Here is an 18,364-nt window from a genome sequence, read left to right as displayed (position 1 = left end):
CGACGATCTGGGTGCTCGCCTGCTGCGCGCTGGTCATGCTGGTCGGCTTCCTGGGGGTCGCGCGGACGCAGGCCGTGCTCGCCCGCCACCGCGCCGACGCGGCCGCCGACCTGGCGGCACTCGCCGGGGCCGGCCGGATCGGCGTGGGCGGCGACGTGTGCGGCGTCGCGTCGGCGCTGGCCGCCGCGAACGGTGCGGCGGTGCGCTCCTGCGCTGTGCGGCTGGGTGCCGACGGGCGCAGTGGGACGGTGCGGGTGCAGGTCGCGATCACGGTGCACCTGCCGATCGCGGGGACGCGCACGGTCATCGCATCGGCGCGGGCCGGGCGCGCGCAGGTCAGCCGGGCGTCAGCCTGGCGAGCATGTCAGCCGGGCGAGCACGTCAGCCGCGCGAGTAGGAGGTCGAGCAAATGGACGGCGCCGCGCTTGTCGAGCGGGTCGTTGCCGTTGCCGCACTTGGGCGACTGCACGCACGAAGGGCAGCCGGCGACACACTCGCACGAGTCGATCGCCTCACGCGTCGCGGCCAGCCAGTCCGCGATCGCCGCGTGCCCGCGCTCGGCGAAGCCCGCCCCGCCCTGGTGCCCGTCGTACACGAACACGGTGGGGCGCCCGGTGTCCGGGTGCAGCGCGGTGGACACACCGCCGATGTCCCAGCGGTCGCAGGTGGCGAACAACGGCAACAGCCCGATCGCCGCGTGTTCGGCGGCGTGCGCGGCACCGGGCACCGCCGCCGCGTCCAACCCGATCGCGTCGAGCGCTTCTTGATCGACGGTGTACCAGACGGCGCGGGTGCGCAGCTCGCGTGGCGGCAGGTCCAGCGGCACCTCGTCCATGATCTCGCCGGTGCTGATCCGCCGCCGCAGGTAGCTCAGCACCTGGTTGGTGACATCGACGGTGCCGAACGCGACGGTAACCGGGCCGAACGCCGACGACCGTGCGACGTCCACGATCGCGATGTCGGTGAGTTCGCGCGCCGTCGTCGTCCACTCCGGATCAGCGGCGTGGACGATCGCCGCCGACCCGTGCAGATCCAGCTCGTCGACCTCGAAGGATCGTCCCTGGTGCAGGTAGACCGCGCCGGTGTGCACCGTCGAGTGCGCAGCCCCGGCGTCCACCGTGCCGATCAGCGCGCCGTTGCTTCCGTCCACCACGGTCACCGGTGGGCCGCCCGAGCCCCGGATGTCGGCATCCGGCCGCTCGCGGGCCGTCCAGTACCAGCCGGTCTGGCGCCGCCGCAGCTCACCGCGCGCGACGAGGTCGTCCAGCACGGCGAGCGCCGCCGGGCCGCCGAACAGCTCGAGCTCGCCCGGACGCAGCGGTGATTCGGCGGCCGCGCAGCACAGCTGCGGACCGAGCACGTACGGGTTGGCCGGGTCGAACACGGTCGCCTCGACCGGCCGCCCGAACACCGCGTCCGGATGGTGTGCGAGGAACGTGTCCAGCGGGTCGTCGCGCGCCACGAACACGACCAGGGCGTGCGCACCGGAACGGCCGGCCCGGCCGGCCTGCTGCCACAGCGAAGCGAGCGTGCCGGGGAAGCCGGCCAGGATCACCGCGTCCAGGCCGCTGACATCCAGGCCCAGCTCCAGCGCGTTCGTCGCCGCCACACCGAGCAGCTCGCCCGAGCAGAGCGCCGCCTCCAGGGCGCGGCGCTCCTCGGGCAGGTACCCGGCCCGGTACGCCGACACGCGGCCGGCAAGCTCGTCCAGACCGGCCTCGGCCAGCAGCCGTTGCGCGGCCAGCGCGGTCTGCTCGGCGCCGTTGCGCGAGCGCACGAACGCGAGGGTGCGCGCGCCCTCGACGACCAGGTCGGCCAGTAGTCGGCCCGCCTCCGCCCCGGCCGCCCGGCGCACCGGCGCGTCGTGCTCGCCGCGCAACGCGGTCAGTGGTGGCTCCCACAGGGCGAACGTGGTCGCGCCGTGCGGCGATCCGTCGGCTGTCACCGCCCGCACCGGTGCGCCGATCAGCCGGCTCGCCGAAGCGGCCGGGTCGGACACCGTGGCCGAGGCGAGCACGAACGTGGGCGCGCTCCCGTACAGCGCGCACACCCGCCGCAGCCGCCGCAGGATCAGCGCCACGTGCGAGCCGAACAGGCCGCGATACGCGTGACACTCGTCCACCACCACGTACCGCAACCGGCGGAAGAACGAGGCCCACCGGGCGTGCGCAGGCAACAGCGAGCGGTGCAGCATGTCCGGGTTGGTCAGCACCCAGTTCGCGTGCGCACGGACCCAGTCGCGCTCCTCGTGCGGGGTGTCCCCGTCGAAGCAGGCCGGCCGCACGCCGGGCACCGCCAGCTGCAGCAGCGAGCGCAGCTGATCGCCGGCCAGCGCCTTGGTCGGGGCCAGGTAGAGCACGCGGACCCGCTCGTCGGCCGCCAGCGCGGTCAGTCCGGGCAGTTGGTAGGCCAGCGACTTCCCGGACGCCGTCCCGGTCGCCACCACCACCGACTCCCCGGCGTGCGCGAGCGAGGCGGCCTCGACCTGATGCGACCACGGTGCGGCCACGCCCGCCTCGGCCAGGCGCCCGGCCAGCACCGCCGGAACCCACTGCGGCCACGGCTCGGCGCGCCCGGCCCGGCCGGGCAACTCCCGCACGTGCGTGCACGGCGAATCGCCCGGTGCCGTGCCGGCAAGGAGCCGCTCGAGCAGTGCGCGCACCTCATCCCCTCACCCGCATGTGGCATGCTGGCCGCTGCCGAGTACTGCAGTCCAGTTGTCGACGCCAGGAGGTGAACCGTGGACCTGAGCGTCGAACGCCGAAGCGAGTCCTCAGTATCCGTGGTCAGCGTGGCCGGTGAGGTGGACGTCCACTCCGCGCCGCGCCTGCGGGAGGGCGTGAGCGCCGAGTTGACCCCCGGTGCGTCCGCGGTGGTGGTGGACCTGAGCGAGGTCGGCTTCCTGGACTCCACCGGGCTCGGCGCCCTGGTCTCGGCGCGCACGACCGCAGGCGAACGAGGCGTGTTGATGCCCGTCGTCTGCACCAGCGAGCGGATCCGCAAGCTGTTCACCATCACCGGGCTCGACGGCGTGTTCGACCTGCACACCAGCCTGGACGAGGCCCTCGCGTCGGTGCCCGACCGGGCCTGACCCCGCGCTCACCCTGCGCTGACCCCGCGCTGACCCCGCGCTGACCCCGCGCTGACCCCGCGCTGACCCTGCGCTGACCCGGGCCGGTCGGCGCGCCCGGGCCCGGCGAACAAATACCGAACCCGGCTCGGTGCTGCCGCGAAACCCCGGCTAGACTCCGCGAGTCCGCAACTGGTGCGAATTCCTCCCGCGCCGGCGGGCGCATCCTGCCCTAACCACCGGCAGAACCCGTCGCTCACGTCGAGTCGACGTCACAGCAAGGGGAGTTGAATGGCTGCGCACCACCAGATCGCCGCAAGCCTGCCCGGAATCACCAGCGGGCAGCGCGGCTTCGTCCTCGTCCTCGGCGCAGTGGCGCTGCTGGCGCTCGTCTACGCGGTCGTCCTGGTCAAGGAGGTCCTCAAGGCCGACCAGGGCACGCCGAAGATGCAGGAGATCTCCAAGGCGGTCCAGGAGGGCGCGGCGGCCTATCTGAACCGGCAGTTCCGCACCCTGGGCGTCTTCGCGATCATCGTCTTCCTGCTGCTCCTGCTGCTGCCGGTGAACGACGGCGGCTGGCCGGTGCGCATCGGCAGGGCCGTCTTCTTCCTCGTCGGCGCCTCGTTCTCGGCGACCGTCGGCTACGTGGGCATGACGATGGCGACCCGCGCGAACGTCCGGGTCGCGTCCGCCGCCCGTGGTGGCGGCGGCCAGCGTGGCTTCCACATCGCGTTCCGAACCGGCGGCATCGTCGGCATGCTCACGGTCGGCCTCGGCCTGCTCGGCGCGTGCGTCGTGCTGCTCTGCTACAACGACCACGCTCCGACCGTGCTCGAGGGCTTCGGCTTCGGCGGCGCGCTGCTGGCCATGTTCATGCGTGTCGGCGGCGGCATCTTCACCAAGGCCGCCGACGTCGGCGCCGACCTGGTCGGCAAGGTCGAGGCCGGTATTCCGGAGGACGACCCGCGCAACGCGGCCACGATCGCCGACAACGTGGGCGACAACGTCGGCGACTGCGCCGGCATGGCTGCCGACCTGTTCGAGTCCTACGCCGTCATGCTGGTCGCCGCCCTGATCCTGGGGCAGTCCGCATTCGGTTCGAAGGGCCTGATGCTCCCGCTGATCATCGGCGGGATCGGCGTGATCAGTTCGGTCGTCGGCATCCTGGCCACCAAGCTGCGCGCGACCGACCGCAACGGGCTCGTCCCGATCAATCGCGGCTTCATGATCTCGGCGGCCACCTCGCTGGTCCTCGTCGCGATCGCCGCGTTCACCTTCCTGCCGAGCAACTTCTCCAAGTTCGGTGCCGGCTTCGCCAGCAAGGGCAACCCGGCCGTGATCGCGTTCGTCGCGGTACTGATCGGCATCGTCCTCGCGGTGCTCATCCAGCAGTTGACCGGCTACTTCACCGACACCATCCGGCGCCCCGTCAAGGACGTCGCGAAGACGTCACTGACCGGACCGGCCACCGTGGTGCTCTCGGGTATCGCGCTCGGCCTGGAGTCCGCGGTCTACACCGCGATCCTCATCGCCATCGCGCTGTTCGGAGCGTTCCTGCTCGGTAGCGGTTCGATCGGGGTGGCGCTGTTCGCGGTCGCGCTGGCCGGTACCGGGCTGCTGACGACGGCCGGTGTCATCGTCTCGATGGATACCTTCGGCCCGGTGAGTGACAACGCGCAGGGTGTCGCCGAGATGAGCGGCGACATCGACGAGACCGGCGCGCGCATCCTGACCGATCTGGACGCCGTCGGGAACACCACGAAGGCGATCACCAAGGGCATCGCGATCGCCACGGCGGTGCTGGCGGCGACCGCGCTGTTCGGCTCTTTCGCCGACGCGATCGGGACGGCGACGATCAAGGCGATCGGCGCCGACGGCACGATCAGCGGGACGAACTACGCGTTCCAGTACCTGGTCACGCAGCCGAACAACCTGGTCGGCATCATCCTGGGCGCGGCGGTCGTGTTCCTGTTCAGCGGCCTGGCGATCAGCGCCGTGGGTCGCGCCGCCGGGCGCGTGGTGTTCGAGGTGCGCGACCAGTTCCGCACCAAGCCCGGGATCATGGACTACACCGAGAAGCCCGACTACGCCCGCGTGGTCGACATCTGCACGAAGGACTCGTTGCGCGAGCTGGCCACCCCGGGCCTGCTGGCGATCTTCGCGCCGATCTGCGTCGGCTTCGCGATCGGCGTCGCGCCGCTGGCCGGCTTCCTCGCGGGGGCCATCGCCGCGGGCGTGCTGATGGCGGTGTTCCTGGCCAACTCCGGTGGCGCCTGGGACAACGCGAAGAAGATGGTCGAGGACGGCCACCACGGCGGCAAGGGCAGCCAGGCGCACGAGGCAACCATCATCGGTGACACCGTCGGCGATCCGTTCAAGGACACCGCCGGGCCGGCGATCAACCCGCTCATCAAGGTGATGAACCTGGTGGCCGTGCTGATCGCGCCTGCCATCGTCAAGTTCAGCCTCGGCAACGATTCGTCGGCAGCCGTGCGGGTCGTCATTGCGGTCATCGCGTTCCTGATCATCGCCGCCGCGGTGATCGTGTCGAAGAAGCGGGTCGTGTCGATGGGCGAGAACCCGGCCGACCGCGAACCGGCCGAGGCCGCGGCCTGACCGATCACCTGAGGCGGTCCGGATGCGGCAACAGCCCGCGTCCGGGCCGCTTCGGCGTTTCCGGCGGAGGATCTGCGACCGGACGCGGAACGATGAGCACCACGAGCGGCGGGGGAGGCAGGCGATGACGCAGTTCTCGCTGTTCGGTGCCGCCGTCGCCGAGCCGTCCCTGCAAGACCTGGACGGGATCCTGCTCGCCGGCGGGCACTGGGTGCGCTCCGGAGCACGCGCGCGGCTGTCCGTCGTGGTGGCCGACCGCTGGCGCGCGGACGCGCTGGCCGCCGAGTTCGCGCTCCGCGGCATCGGCAGCGACTCCGGCAGCGACTCCGGCAGCGACTCCGGCAGCGACTCCGGCAGCGACTCCGGCAGCGACTCCGGCAGCGACTCCGGCAGCGACTCCGGCGACGAGCCCGCCGTCTCACCGGCCGAGAGCGGATTCGCCGCCCGCACCGCCTTCCGCGCCGAACTGCTGCCGCACGCGGACCGCTGGACCCGGGGGGCCAACCTGGTGCCGCCCGCCGGGCTCGCCCTCACCGCGGGTGGGCTGCGGCTGTGGGCGCTGGCCGCCGGACGTCCGGACGACGTCGGGTACCTGCTGGCCACCTCGCCCGCCGGCCACACCCGGAACGGCGGAGGGACCCCATCCGCACCGGACGGTCCGCTGCATGTGGCCGCGGGCGCGCAACTGTCGCGCCTCGGGCTGGCCGCGGTCTCCATCTCCCACCGCGGCGGACCCGGCTGGCGGGTCACCTCGGCCAAGCGGATCCGCCGCCTCGTCGAGCTGCTCGGCGCCGCTCCGGACGGGGCCGGGGCCGCCTGGCCGGCGGTGCGCTGAGCGGCCTGTTTGGACTGGTGGGGTACCGTCCGCGACGGCACCGGTAGGCGCCGGACGGGACCTCTAGTTGGAGTGGATGTGGCGAACCGATCGCGGACGGGCACCAAGTTGGTGATCGTCGAGTCGTCGACCAAGGCGAAGATGATCGGCGGCTTCCTCGGCGCGGGGTACGTGGTCGAGGCGTCCATCGGCCACATCCGCGACCTGCCCCGCAACGCCGCCGACGTCCCGGCCAAGTATAAGGGGGAGTCCTGGGCCCGGCTGGGGGTCAACACCGACGACGGCTTCGAACCGCTGTACGTGATCAGCCCGGACCGCAAGCAGCAGGTCAGCAAGCTCAAGAGCCTGGTCAAGGACGCCGACGAGGTCTACCTCGCCACCGATGAGGACCGCGAGGGCGAGGCCATCGCCTGGCACCTCGTCGAGACGCTGCAGCCCAAGGTCCCGGTGCGGCGCATGGTGTTCCACGAGATCACGCCGAGCGCGATCGCCGCCGCCGTGGCCAATCCGCGCGAGATCGACGTGCACCTCGTCGACGCGCAGGAGACCCGCCGCATCCTGGACCGGCTGTACGGCTACGAGGTCAGCCCGGTGCTGTGGAAGAAGGTGCTGCCCAAGCTCTCGGCCGGACGGGTCCAGTCGGTGGCGACGCGGGTCGTGGTCGAGCGCGAGCGGGCCCGGATGGCGTTCCATTCCGCGGAGTACTGGGATGTCGCGGCGACGTTCGCGCCCGGCTCGCCCAAGCCCGGTGACCCGGAGACCTTCACCGCGACGCTGGTGACGGTCGACGATCTGCGACTGGCCACCGGCCGCGACTTCGACCCGGCCACCGGCCGCGCGGGCGGTGACGTGCTGCACCTGGACGAGGCGGGCGCGCGCGGTCTCGCTGCCCGGCTCGACGGCCGTCCGTTCACCGTGAAGGGCGTCGAGGAGAAGCCGTACCGCCGCCGTCCGTACCCGCCGTTCATGACCTCGACGCTGCAGCAGGAGGGCGGCCGCAAGCTGCGCTGGTCGTCCGCAGTGACGATGCGGGTCGCGCAGCGGCTCTACGAGAACGGCTTCATCACCTACATGCGTACCGACTCGACGACGCTGTCGGAGACCGCGCTGACCGCGGCGCGCACCCAGGCCCGCGAGCTCTACGGCGATGCGTTCGTGCCGGCCGAGCCGCGGACCTACACCCGCAAGGTCAAGAACGCGCAGGAGGCGCACGAGGCGATCCGGCCGGCCGGAGACACGTTCCGCACACCGGGCCAGGTGGCGAACCAGCTCTCGTCCGACGAGTTCCGCCTGTACGAACTGATCTGGCAGCGCACGCTCGCCTCGCAGATGGCCGACGCGGTGGGCACGACGGTGTCGGTGCGGATCGCGGGGGAGTCCTCGGCGGGCGAGGCGGTCGTGTTCACCACGTCCGGGCGCACCATCACCTTCCCCGGCTTCCTGCGCGCCTACGTCGAGGACACCGACGAGTCCGCCGAGAAGGACGACGCAGAGAAGCGGCTGCCGCAACTCGCCGCCGGCGACGCCCTCGACCCGCGCGAGTTCGCCGCGGACGGGCACAGCACGGCACCGCCCGCGCGCTACACCGAGGCCTCGCTGGTCAAGGCGATGGAGGAGATGGGCATCGGCCGGCCGTCGACGTACGCCTCGATCCTGCAGACCATCCAGGACCGTGGCTATGTGTGGAAGAAGGGCCCGGCGCTCGTCCCGTCGTGGACCGCGTTCGCGGTGATCGGACTGCTCGAGTCCTACTTCGGCCGGCTCGTCGACTACGGCTTCACCGCGTCGGTCGAGAACGACCTGGATGCGATCGCCGCGGGCGAGCGCTCGCGCATCGAGTGGCTGCAGCGGTTCTACTTCGGCGCGGCGGACGCACCCGTCGACTCGCAGCGCATCTCCGCGCAGGGCGGGCTCAAGCGGCTGATCGCCTCGCGGCTGGAGGAGATCGACGCGCGCGGGGTGAACTCGATCCCGCTGCGCGACACGGATGCGGTCGTGCGGGTCGGGCGCTACGGGCCGTACCTGCAACGAGGCTCGGACGACACGGCCCAACGCGCTTCGCTGCCGGAGGACCTTGCGCCGGACGAGGTGACGCCGGAGAAGGTCGAGGAGCTGCTGTCGGCGCCGTCCGGGGACCGCGACCTGGGGACGGCGCCGGACGGTGCCGAGATCACCGCCAAGTCAGGACGGTTCGGCCCGTACGTGACGGACGGCACGCGGACGGCGTCGCTGTTCAAGTCGATGTCGTTGGACACGGTGACGCTCGAGGACGCGGTGCGGCTGCTGACCCTGCCGCGGGTGGTCGGCGCGCTCGACGGCGAGGAGGTAACCGCGCAGAACGGGCGCTACGGGCCGTACCTGAAGAAGGGCACCGACTCACGCTCGCTGGAGTCCGAGGAGCAGCTGTTCACCGTCGACCTCGAGCAGGCGAAGGCGATCTTCGCCCAGCCCAAGCTGCGTGGTCGGCGCACCGCCGCCGCGCCGCCGCTGCGCGAACTCGGGACCGATGCGGTGTCCGGCAAGCCGATGGTGATCAAGGACGGGCGGTTCGGGCCGTACGTGACCGACGGCGAGACCAATGCGTCGCTGCGCAAGGGCGATTCGATCGAGGACATCACCGACGAGCGGGCGTCCGAACTGCTCGCCGATCGGCGCGCCCGCGGGCCGGTGAAGAAGGCCGTCAAGAAGGCGCCGGCGAAGAAGGCGGCCGCCAAGAAGACCGCCGCGAAGAAGGCGCCGGCGAAGAAGGCTGCAGCGAAGAGATCCTGACCGCTGCAACTGGTACGCCGAGCGCGGAGGCTAACCGGCGGGATCGTCCTCGTCCCGTGCGTGCGCGCGCCGCAGGGTGCCGAGCGTCCGGCCGAGGTGGCCGAGCGCCGTCGCCGACAGCGGCTCGCGCAGCCGGTGCTCGAGTTCGGCGTCGAACACCGCACCGCCGGCCGCCAGTAGCTTCTCGCCACGCTCGGTCAGCACAACGATCGAGGAGCGGCGATCGGCCGGATTGGGCTGCCGTGCGCACCACCCTGCGGCCTCGAGCCGGTCGACGGCCTGGCTGGCGCCGCCGACCGTGATCACCAGGGCCGAGGCGATGTCGTAGACGCGGCAGTGTTCCGTGGACGCGATCACCAGCATGGTGTTCAGGCTGCCCAGGCTGAGGGCGCACTCGGCCTGCAGGCGCCGGTCGAGGGCGTTCCACAGCATCGTCTCGAACCGGACCAGGTCGTCGAAGACCTGCCGCAGGCCGGTCTCCTTCGGGTCGCTTCGCATCACAACAGACTACCTTAGTTCCAACTAGCTTGCTTCTATGCAGGTTACTGCTAATCTAGTTTGCGAGGCGTCGCGCAGAACCGAGCACGATGCAGACCACAAGGAGAGCACCATGAGCCAGCAACAACGAGAGCTGGTGCACCGCATCCTGCGGGACGCACCGTTCGATCTCGGCGGCGTGCCTGCAGTGCAACGGCCGCTCCTCGACGCGATGCTGACGGCGAACCCGCTCCCGGACGACGTGCGCCTGTCCGACGGCGAACTGGCCGGCGTGCCCGTCGTGTTCCTCGACATCGCCGGGACGGAGTCACGCGGCGTGATCTTGCACCTGCACGGCGGCGGCTTTGCCGTCGGTTCGGCGCGCGGATCGGCCGGGCTGCTTGCCACGCTCGCCCGCAAGAGCGGCATGCGCGCCGTGGCCGTCGACTACCGCCTCGCCCCGGAACACCCCTATCCGGCGGCGTTGCAGGACGCGACCGCCGTCTACCGCGCGCTGCTCGAGCAGGTCGACGACGCAGCGACGATCGTGGTCTCGGGTGAGTCGGCCGGCGGGAACCTGGCGGTCGAGGTGCTGATCAGCGGCCTGCGCGCCGGCGTGGCCATGCCCGCCGCGGCCCTGCTGTTCTCGCCGATGACCGACCTGACTGTCAGCGGCGACAGCTACCGCACCAATGCCGAGCGCGATCCGAACATCACCGCCGCCGCGATCGGCACCCGGGCGAAGGACTACCTGGACGGCACCGGCACGCCGGCCGGCGACCCGTCGGTCAGCCCGATCTTCGCCGACCTCACCGGGCTGCCCCCGCTGCTGGTCCAGGCCGGTTCGCACGAGGTCCTGCTGAGCGACGCCACCACCCTCGCGGTACGCGCTGCGGCGCACGACGTCGCCGTCACGCTGGACGTCACTCCGGGCGTGCCGCACGTCTTCCAGGCTTTCGCCGCCATCCTGGACGAGGGCGACGCGGCGCTGGACCGCGCCGCCGCCTTCCTCGGCGCACACGTTCGGGCCGAGCCGTCAGCGGCGGCCGCGTGAGGGCCTCGTCCGTGCGGTGAGCGTCTGCAGGTCGCGCAGGACGTCGGTGCAGAGATCGGCGAGCCGGCGCTTCTCGCCCTTGCCGATCCACTGCGCGAAGGCGACCGCGAAGACGGTGACGCCGGACTCGCGGCCAACGTGGCGGTCAGATCGTCGGCGCCCCGCGCGCGCAGGGCATCGGCGATCGACGTCGCGGGCTCGGTGAGCTTGTGCGCGTCGCGTTCCTGCAGCGCGCGGTTCCGCTCGATCACCGTCTGCCGTGCGCGGGAGTGGACCCGGGACCAGCACGCGCAGCGTCGCCACGCAGGCCACGTGCACCTTTCGTGTCAGGGCTTGTGGGCGACCGCAAAGATGCGGCGGAACTCGAAGGGGGTGCCGTGCTCGCCCGCCGGGTAGGCCTCGCGCAGCAGTGCCGCGTACTCGGCCTCGAACGCGTCGGCCGCGCTGCCCTCCGCCTCACTTCCCCCACCGACTGACCCGCTCCCCCCACCGACTGACCCGCTCCCCCCACCTACTGACGAAATGTCGGGCCCGGATTTCGGTACCGGGTGGGGGGAGCGGGAGTCTGCCAGCGCGCCGAGCACCGGACGCAGCCCGGTGCCGCGCATCCACTCGAGCACCGGGTCGGGCCCGGCCAGCACGTGCAGGTACGTCGTCTCCCAGACGTCCACCGCCAGGCCGCAGGACAGCAGCAGGTCCGCGTACGACGCCGGTGAGAGCACAGCGTCCTCGTGCCGCAGCACGCCACCCAGCAGCGGCGCCCATCGCTCCGACTCCGCAAGAGCGCGCAGCAGGGCGTGTGACGGCGCGGCGAAGTTGCCGGGAACCTGGAACGCCAGCCAGCCACGCAGCGGCAGCGTGCGCGCCCAGGACCGCAGCAGCGCGTCGTGCCCGGGCACCCACTGCAGCGTCGCGTTGGAGATCAGCACGTCGCAGTCGGCCGGCATCGTCCACTCGCACACGTCACCTACGCCGAACACCACGCCCGGCACCGACGCCGCTCGCGCGATCATCTCCGGCGAGGCGTCCACGCCCTCGACCAGCGCGTCCGGCCAGCGGGCTGCCAGCAGCGCGGTCAGCGTCCCCGGCCCGCAGCCCAGGTCGACGACGCGGCGCGGCGCGGCGGCCCCGACGCGCCCCAGCAGGTCCCCGAACGGACGGCCGCGCTCGGCCGCGTACCGCCCGTACTGCGCCGGATCCCATCGCATCGGCCGCTCCCTCGTCCCGGCAGCAAATATATCTTGAGGTCAAGAGATATGGCAGGATGGACCGATGACCGACGAGGTCGACGAGATCGTCGAGGCCTGGACGCGCGAGCGTCCCGACCTGGACGTCCAGCCGCTGCACGTGCTCTCGCGGGTGGCCCGGCTTGCGGACGTGCTGGACGAGCGGCGGGCCATCGCCTTCGTCGAACACGGCCTGCAGGCGCACGAGTTCGACGTGCTGTCCGTCCTGCGCCGCAGCGGCGAGCCGTTCGAGCTCACCGCGGGCGAGCTCGCCACGCGCACCCACGTCACGTCCGGCACCATGACCAGCCGGCTCGACCGGCTCAGCGGCCGCGGCTTCGTCTCGCGCCGTGCCGACCCCGCCGACGGCCGCCTGGTCCGGGTGCGGCTCACCGCCGAGGGGCGGACCCGGGTGGACGACGCCGTCGCCGCCCTGCTCGCGAGCGAGACCGAGCTGCTGCGCAGTCTGGACCCGGGCCGGCGCCACGACCTGGCGGCCGCCCTGCGCGTGCTGCTGCTGGCCGCTGCGCGCTGAGCGAACGCCGATCGCTGGCGTACCGCCCAGCTAGGCTGACCACGATTTGTCCGAGAAGAGGGGGGCCGTCATCAGCGAGAACAGGGCCGCCGGCGCCACGGCTGCCTCGCCGACACCCGCCGGAATCTCGGCCTCGTCGGCGATCCGTGGCGTCATGCGCGTCCGCTCGTACCGCCGCCTCTGGTACACCACGGCACTGTCCAGCCTCGGCGACTGGCTCGGGCTGCTGGCCACCACGGCGCTGGCGACCTCGCTCGCGAACGGCTATCAGGCGAAGAACTACGCCCTCGGCGGCGTGCTGGTGGTCAAGCTGCTGCCCGCGATCTTCCTCGGCCCGCTGGCCGGCGCGTTCGCCGACCGCTTCGACCGCCGCATGACGATGATCGTCTCCGATGCCGTCCGCTTCGTGCTGTTCCTGTCCATCCCGCTGGCCCACCTGGTCGTCGACCGCGACCGGACGTTGGCCTGGTTGCTGATCTCCAGCTTCCTGATCGAATGCGTCAGCCTGTTCTGGATGCCGGCCAAGGACGCGTCGGTGCCGAACCTGGTGCGGCGCGATCAGATCGAGGCCGCCAACCAGCTCAGCCTGGTGACGACCTACGGGCTGACCCCGGTCGCCGGTGCGGGGCTGTTCTCGGTGCTGTCACTGATCACCAACGTGCTGGCCAGGCACCTGGACTTCTTCAAGACCCAACCCGTCAACCTGGCGCTGTACCTGAACGCGGCGACGTTCCTGGCCGGCGCGGTGATCGTGGTGTTCATCCCGGAGATCAGCGGGCACCGCAACGGCCGGGTCGTCGAGGGGCAGTCGGGGTTGCTGCACCTGCTCCGCGAGGGGCTGTCGTTCATCAAGTCCTCGCGCCTGGTCGGCGGCCTGATCGTCGGGCTGGTCGGCGCCTTCGTCGCAGCCGGTGCCGTCATCGGCGCCGGCAAGATCTTCGTCACCAGCCTGGGCGGTGGCAACGCGGCGTACGGCGTGCTGTTCGGCTCGGTGTTCGTCGGCCTCGGCTCGGGCATGGCGTTCGGCCCGCGCATCGCGCGCGATCTGTCCCGGCGGCGGCTGTTCGGGCTCGCCATCGTGTTCGCCGCAGTCTGCCTGATCCTGACGGCCGTCATGCCGCACGTCGCGCTCGCCACCGTGTTCGTCCTCGGGCTCGGGTTCGGCGCGGGCGTCGCGTACCTGGCCGGCATGACGCTGATGGGCACCGACGTCGACGACGAGATGCGCGGGCGGGTCTTCGCGATGCTGCAGTCGCTGATCCGCGTCGTGCTCATCCTCGCGCTCGCCGCGGTGCCGTTCGCCGTCGCGCAGGTGGGGCGCAAGACGTTCCACTTCGGGTCGGTCGACTACGTCGTGGACGGCACCCGGATCGTGCTGATCGTCGGCGGCATCCTGGCCCTGTTCGCCGGCCTGCTGGCCTACCGCAAGATGGACGACCGCCAGCAGGGCGCGGTGTGGCAGGACGTCACGTCCGCGCTGCGCGGCGACTCCTCCGCGCGCCGGCGGATGCGCACCGGCGGTCTGTTCGTCGCGTTCGAAGGCGGCGAGGGCTCGGGCAAGTCCACCCAGGTCGAACGGCTCGCCGAGTGGCTGCGCGAGAGCGGCACCGCTGTCACCACCACGCACGAGCCCGGCGCCACCGACGTCGGGGCGCAGATCCGCCGGCTGCTGCTGCACGACTCGCCGGCGCTGTCGCCGCGGGCCGAGGCGCTGTTGTTCGCGGCCGACCGCGCCCACCACGTCGAGTCGGTGATCCGTCCGGCGCTCGAAGCCGGCCAGGTGGTCGTCACCGACCGGTACGTCGACTCCTCCCTCGCCTACCAGGGTGTCGGGCGGAACCTGCAGATCGACGAGGTGCGCAAGATCTCGCGCTGGGCGACCGGCGGGCTGCAGGCCGACCTGATCGTGCTGCTCGACCTGCCTGCCGAGCTGGGTCTGGCGCGCGTGCGCGGGCGCGGCGGCGAGGACAAGTTGGAGGCCGAGTCGATCAGCTTCCACGAGCGGGTGCGCGAGGCGTTCCGCATGCTCGCCGAGTCCGACCCGCGGCGTTACCTGGTGCTCGACGCCTCGCTACAGCCGGACGTGATCGCCGCGAAGGTGCGCGCCGCGGTCAGCCGGCTGATCCGGCCGGACTGTGCGCCCGCCCCGCCGCCGAAGGCGGTTGCGCCGCAGTGACCTCGCTGTGGGACGAGCTGATCGGGCAGGACGAGGCGGTGGCCGTGCTGCGTGATGCCGCGCGTGCCGCGGCCGTGCTGGTGAGCGAGCGGGGGAGCGAGCGGGGGAGCGACGCCGCGAGCGCGGGCAATGCGAGCGCGTTCACGCACGCGTGGCTGTTCACCGGGCCGGCCGGGTCAGGGCGCTCGGTCGCGGCGCGCGTGTTCGCGGCCGCGTTGGAGTGCGAGCGGGTCGCGGACCCCGGCTGCGGCGAGTGCACGGCGTGCCACACGGTGCGGGCGGGCACCCATCCGGACGTGCGGATCATGAACCCCGAGGGGTTGTCGATCAGCGTCAAGGAGACCCGCGAGATCGTGCAGCAGTCCGCCCGGCTGCCCGCGACCGGCCGCTGGCAGGTGGTGATCATCGAGGACGCCGACCGGCTCGGCGAGCGCGCGTTCAACGCGCTGCTCAAGGCGATCGAGGAGCCGGCGCCGCGGACCGTGTTCATGCTCTGCTCGCCGTCCTCGCACCCGGACGACATCGCCGTGACGATCCGCTCGCGCTGCCGGCTCGTCGGCCTGCGCACGCCGCCGGCAGCGGCGGTGGCCGCGGTGCTGGAACGCAGCGGCATCGACGGTGCAACGGCGTCCTGGGCGGCTGCCGCCGGCCAGGGGCATGTGGGCCGTTCGCGCCGGCTGGCCGTCGATGCCGCCGCCCGCGAGCATCGCGCGACCGTGTTGGCGATCCCGGCCTCGCTCACCTCGCTGCGCGCCTGCCTGCAGGCGGCCGACCAGCTGGTGTCGGCGGCCAAGGCCGAGGCCGACGCGGTCTCCGGCGAGCGGGACGCCGACGAGCTGGAGGCGCTGAACAACGCGCTGGGCATCGGCGCGACCGGCAAGGGCACGGCCGCCTCGGTACGCGGCACGGCCGGCGCGATCAAGGACCTGGAGAAGCGGCAGAAGTCGCGGGCCACCCGGACGGTGCGTGACTCGCTGGACCGGGCGCTCGTCGACCTCGCGGCGTTCTACCGCGACGTGCTGCTCGTGCACGCAGGCACCGACGTCCCACGCGCGCATCCGGACTTCGACGACGACGTGCGCGCAGTCGCCGCGCGGGTGCCGTCCGCCGGCGTGCTGCGCCGGCTGGACGCGGTGCTGGCCTGCCGCACCGCGCTGGAACTGAACGTCAAGCCGGAGATCGCCGTCGAGGCGATGACCGCGGCGCTGCGCCTGCCCTGAGGTGACCGGCCGCGGTTAGGGTGGGCGCCGTGAGCATGATCTGCGCCGTGGTCTTCCAGCGGCAGGGCCGGCTGTACTACGCCGACCCCGGATCGCTCACGCCACAGGTCGGCGATCACGTGCTGTACCCGACCGACTCCGATCCTGAGGTCGCCGAGGTCATGTGGGCGCCGCAGTGGGTGAGCGAGGACGTCGGCGGCCTGCCCGTCCTGCTCGGCATGGCCTCGGACGAGGACGTCGCCGCCGCCGAGGCCGGCCGCAAGAAGCGCGCCGCCGCGCGGGTCGCGGCCCGCCGGCTGATCCGCGAGCACGGCCTGCCGATGAAGGTCAGCGGCGTCGACTACGTGACCTCCACCAAGCACACGGTCGTCTACTTCACCGCCCCGCATCGGGTCGACTTCCGCGCCCTGGTGCGCGACCTGGCCGCCACCTTGGACGGGCGGGTCGAGCTGCGCCAGCTGTCCGCCCGCGACGAGGCCCGGCTGACCGGCGGCATCGGCTCGTGCGGGCGCGAACTGTGCTGCTCGACGTTCCTCGTCGACTTCGAACCGGTCACCGTGCGGATGGCCAAGGACCAGGACCTGCCGCTGAACCCGCTGCGCATCTCCGGCGCGTGCGGGCGGCTGATGTGCTGCCTGAAGTACGAGCACCCGCTGTATCAGGACTTCGCCGCGAAGGCGCCCGCGATCGGCGAGCAGGTCGACACGGACGAGGGGCCGGGCACCGTGGTCGGGCACAGCGTGCCGGCCGAACAGGTCGTCGTCCGGATGAGTGCCGACGGGCGGACCAGCCCGTGCGCGCTCGCCTCGGTGTGCGCGAGCCGCAAGGCGTACGAGTCGCGCGATAGTGCGGTACGCCAGCCCTGACAGTCCGGTGCGCGAGCCCGGACAGTCCGGTGCGCGAGCCCGGAACTGCAGTGTGCGCCAGCCCTGAACTGCGGTGTGCGAGGCGGCCGTTCGAACCCGCTAGACTGGCCCATCGTGCCGGTTCGCCGGCACCCGCCGCCTTAGCTCAGTCGGTAGAGCACCTCACTCGTAATGAGGTTGTCCGGGGTTCGATTCCCCGAGGCGGCTCCGTCTGCTTGGCCGCGTCCCGTCCTCACTCCCCTTGGCGGCGTGCGGGATTCATCGCTCTACAGCGGGGCGGCGCATGGGGATGTGGGGGATGCCGTCCTCGATGAAGTCGGCGCCGTCGCGGACGAAGCCGAACCGGGCGTACCAGTCCGCCAGGTAGCTCTGCGCATCGAGCACGATCGGGCCGTCGCCGGCGAGTTCGAGCGCGCGGCGCATCAGGTCGGCTGCGAACCCGGCACCGCGTGCGCTCTTCGCGGTGGCCACCCGGCCGATGCGGGCCGTTCCGGCCCCGCCCTCCGCGGCGGGGGTTGCCGCACTCCGATCGCGCAGCAGGCGCAGCGTGGCCAGCACCTCGCCGTCCCGCTCGACCCACAGTTGCCGGGCGTCCGGTTCCAGGTCGCGGCCGTCCTGGTCGAGGTACACGCAGTCCTGCTCCAGCACGAACACGGCACTGCGCAGCGCCAGGATGCGGTACAGCGTGCACGGGTCGAGTTCGGCGAGGGTGGCGTCACGGACGGGCGGCATGAACGCGAGCCTGCCACGTCGTGTTGGATGGACGTATGCCACTTTCCAAGCCAGTGATCGAGTACCCGGGCGGCGAGGCCCCCAGCGACCTCAAGATCGAGGACATCGTGGTCGGCGAGGGCGCCGAGGCCAAGGCCGGCGACACCGTCGAGGTGCACTACGTCGGCGTCGAGTTCCACAACGGCGAGGAGTTCGACGCCTCGTGGAACCGCGGCGAGTCGATCGAGTTCCCGCTGCGCGGCCTGATCCAGGGCTGGCAGGAGGGCATCCCGGGCATGAAGGTCGGCGGCCGCCGCCAGCTCACCATCCCGCCGGAGAAGGCGTACGGCCCGGCCGGCGGCGGGCATCGGCTGTCCGGCAAGACCCTGGTGTTCGTGATCGACCTGCTCGGCGTCAAGTAGCCCCGTCCCGCTCCCCCACCGGCTGCCCCCCGGGCCAGTTGCCCGCTCCGCACCGGGTCGGGCCGGCTTCCCTCACCGGCCGACGACTCCGCACGGGGTCGGGCCGGCTTCCCCCACCGGCCGACGAGATTTCGGCCTGGAAATCGGTAACTGGGTGGGGGAAGTGCGCGTATGTCGGTAACTGCGTGGGGGGAGTGGTCGACCTACTCGGCGTCAAATAGCCCCGTCCCGCTCCCCCCACCGGTTGCCCGCCCCGCGCCGGCTTCCCCCACCGGCTGACGAGATTTCGGCTTGGAATTCTGTAACCGGGTGGGGGAAGCGCGCGTATGTCGGTAACCGGGTGGGGGAAGCGCGCGTATGTCGGTAACCGGGTGGGGGAAGCGCGCG

At 72.0% G+C, this 18,364-nt stretch carries 14 protein-coding genes, 1 tRNA gene and 1 pseudogene; 12 read left to right on the top strand and 4 right to left on the bottom strand.

What is annotated here, in order from left to right:
* Positions 1-35 precede the first annotated feature (35 nt).
* Positions 36-266: pseudogene (locus M6B22_RS22165) on the top strand (pilus assembly protein TadG-related protein); the annotation flags it as partial.
* 98 nt (positions 267-364) lie between these two features.
* On the opposite strand, the gene M6B22_RS10375 reads toward M6B22_RS22165, so the two are convergent.
* Positions 365-2,662 (bottom strand): DEAD/DEAH box helicase, encoded by a 2,298-nt coding sequence (locus tag M6B22_RS10375; RefSeq protein WP_269445688.1) that lies wholly within the window; start codon positions 2,660-2,662, stop codon positions 365-367.
* Positions 2,663-2,740: 78 nt separating this feature from the next.
* Between M6B22_RS10375 and M6B22_RS10370 the strand changes: the two genes are divergently transcribed.
* The 4 genes from M6B22_RS10370 (at position 2,741) to topA (ending at position 9,290) form a co-directional block, all read left to right on the top strand.
* Positions 2,741-3,091, top strand: coding sequence for an STAS domain-containing protein (locus M6B22_RS10370; RefSeq protein WP_269445687.1), 351 nt, complete (start codon positions 2,741-2,743; stop codon positions 3,089-3,091).
* Positions 3,092-3,361: 270 nt separating this feature from the next.
* Positions 3,362-5,686, top strand: coding sequence for a sodium-translocating pyrophosphatase (locus tag M6B22_RS10365; protein WP_269445686.1), 2,325 nt, complete (start codon positions 3,362-3,364; stop codon positions 5,684-5,686).
* Between the two features lie 124 nt (positions 5,687-5,810).
* Positions 5,811-6,521 (top strand): hypothetical protein, encoded by a 711-nt coding sequence (locus M6B22_RS10360; protein ID WP_269445685.1) that lies wholly within the window; start codon positions 5,811-5,813, stop codon positions 6,519-6,521.
* 141 nt (positions 6,522-6,662) lie between these two features.
* Positions 6,663-9,290: a type I DNA topoisomerase gene (gene topA / locus M6B22_RS10355; protein ID WP_407935679.1), complete on the top strand. Its 2,628-nt coding sequence runs from the start codon at positions 6,663-6,665 to the stop codon at positions 9,288-9,290.
* 30 nt (positions 9,291-9,320) lie between these two features.
* Here the strand turns inward: topA and M6B22_RS10350 are convergent, their stop codons facing one another.
* A complete protein-coding gene (locus M6B22_RS10350) occupies positions 9,321-9,788 on the bottom strand; it encodes a MarR family winged helix-turn-helix transcriptional regulator (RefSeq protein WP_269445683.1) in 468 nt (155 codons plus the stop codon).
* A 112-nt stretch (positions 9,789-9,900) separates the two neighbouring features.
* Between M6B22_RS10350 and M6B22_RS10345 the strand changes: the two genes are divergently transcribed.
* Positions 9,901-10,821 carry an alpha/beta hydrolase gene (locus tag M6B22_RS10345; protein ID WP_269445682.1) on the top strand — a complete coding sequence of 307 codons (921 nt, stop codon included), beginning with the start codon at positions 9,901-9,903 and terminating at the stop codon, positions 10,819-10,821.
* Positions 10,822-11,147: 326 nt separating this feature from the next.
* On the opposite strand, the gene M6B22_RS10340 is transcribed toward M6B22_RS10345, so the two are convergent.
* Positions 11,148-12,029, bottom strand: coding sequence for a methyltransferase domain-containing protein (locus M6B22_RS10340; RefSeq protein WP_269445681.1), 882 nt, complete (start codon positions 12,027-12,029; stop codon positions 11,148-11,150).
* 64 nt (positions 12,030-12,093) lie between these two features.
* On the opposite strand from M6B22_RS10340, the gene M6B22_RS10335 reads away from it, so the two are divergent.
* The 5 genes from M6B22_RS10335 to M6B22_RS10315 all read left to right on the top strand — a co-directional run bounded on the left by M6B22_RS10335 (position 12,094) and on the right by M6B22_RS10315 (position 17,051).
* Complete coding sequence (locus tag M6B22_RS10335; protein WP_269445680.1) at positions 12,094-12,582, top strand: MarR family winged helix-turn-helix transcriptional regulator; 489 nt, start codon at positions 12,094-12,096, stop codon at positions 12,580-12,582.
* Positions 12,583-12,628: 46 nt separating this feature from the next.
* Positions 12,629-14,758: a dTMP kinase gene (gene tmk / locus M6B22_RS10330; RefSeq protein WP_269445679.1), complete on the top strand. Its 2,130-nt coding sequence runs from the start codon at positions 12,629-12,631 to the stop codon at positions 14,756-14,758.
* Complete coding sequence (locus M6B22_RS10325) at positions 14,755-15,978, top strand: DNA polymerase III subunit delta' (protein WP_269445678.1); 1,224 nt, start codon at positions 14,755-14,757, stop codon at positions 15,976-15,978. Before tmk ends, M6B22_RS10325 begins: the two co-directional genes overlap by 4 nt.
* 35 nt (positions 15,979-16,013) lie before the next feature.
* Positions 16,014-16,844, top strand: a complete 831-nt coding sequence (locus M6B22_RS10320) for a PSP1 domain-containing protein (protein ID WP_269445827.1) — start codon at positions 16,014-16,016, stop codon at positions 16,842-16,844.
* A gap of 134 nt (positions 16,845-16,978) precedes the next feature.
* Positions 16,979-17,051, top strand: a tRNA-Thr gene (locus M6B22_RS10315).
* A gap of 51 nt (positions 17,052-17,102) precedes the next feature.
* Here M6B22_RS10315 and M6B22_RS10310 read toward each other — a convergent pair.
* Positions 17,103-17,576, bottom strand: a complete 474-nt coding sequence (locus tag M6B22_RS10310) for a GNAT family N-acetyltransferase (RefSeq protein ID WP_269445677.1) — start codon at positions 17,574-17,576, stop codon at positions 17,103-17,105.
* Positions 17,577-17,611: 35 nt separating this feature from the next.
* Between M6B22_RS10310 and M6B22_RS10305 the strand changes: the two genes are divergently transcribed.
* Positions 17,612-17,977, top strand: coding sequence for an FKBP-type peptidyl-prolyl cis-trans isomerase (locus M6B22_RS10305; protein ID WP_269445676.1), 366 nt, complete (start codon positions 17,612-17,614; stop codon positions 17,975-17,977).
* Positions 17,978-18,364: the final 387 nt, after the last annotated feature.

The sequence above is a fragment of the Jatrophihabitans cynanchi genome, assembly GCF_027247405.1.
In the GTDB taxonomy this organism is placed as follows: Bacteria; Actinomycetota; Actinomycetes; order Mycobacteriales; family Jatrophihabitantaceae; genus Jatrophihabitans_B; species Jatrophihabitans_B cynanchi.
The sequence above is the reverse complement of the archived record's forward strand: the minus strand, read 5'-3'. Positions and strand labels throughout refer to the sequence as shown.

Coding starts and splice junctions, on each gene's coding strand:
- M6B22_RS10310 (WP_269445677.1), bottom strand. CDS start 17,576: ATGCCGCCCGTCCGTGACGCCACCCTCGCCGAACTCGACCCGTGCACG.
- M6B22_RS10335 (WP_269445680.1), top strand. CDS start 12,094: ATGACCGACGAGGTCGACGAGATCGTCGAGGCCTGGACGCGCGAGCGT.
- M6B22_RS10365 (WP_269445686.1), top strand. CDS start 3,362: ATGGCTGCGCACCACCAGATCGCCGCAAGCCTGCCCGGAATCACCAGC.
- M6B22_RS10350 (WP_269445683.1), bottom strand. CDS start 9,788: ATGCGAAGCGACCCGAAGGAGACCGGCCTGCGGCAGGTCTTCGACGAC.
- M6B22_RS10345 (WP_269445682.1), top strand. CDS start 9,901: ATGAGCCAGCAACAACGAGAGCTGGTGCACCGCATCCTGCGGGACGCA.
- M6B22_RS10305 (WP_269445676.1), top strand. CDS start 17,612: ATGCCACTTTCCAAGCCAGTGATCGAGTACCCGGGCGGCGAGGCCCCC.
- M6B22_RS10360 (WP_269445685.1), top strand. CDS start 5,811: ATGACGCAGTTCTCGCTGTTCGGTGCCGCCGTCGCCGAGCCGTCCCTG.
- M6B22_RS10320 (WP_269445827.1), top strand. CDS start 16,014: ATGATCTGCGCCGTGGTCTTCCAGCGGCAGGGCCGGCTGTACTACGCC.
- topA (WP_407935679.1), top strand. CDS start 6,663: ATGATCGGCGGCTTCCTCGGCGCGGGGTACGTGGTCGAGGCGTCCATC.
- M6B22_RS10340 (WP_269445681.1), bottom strand. CDS start 12,029: ATGCGATGGGATCCGGCGCAGTACGGGCGGTACGCGGCCGAGCGCGGC.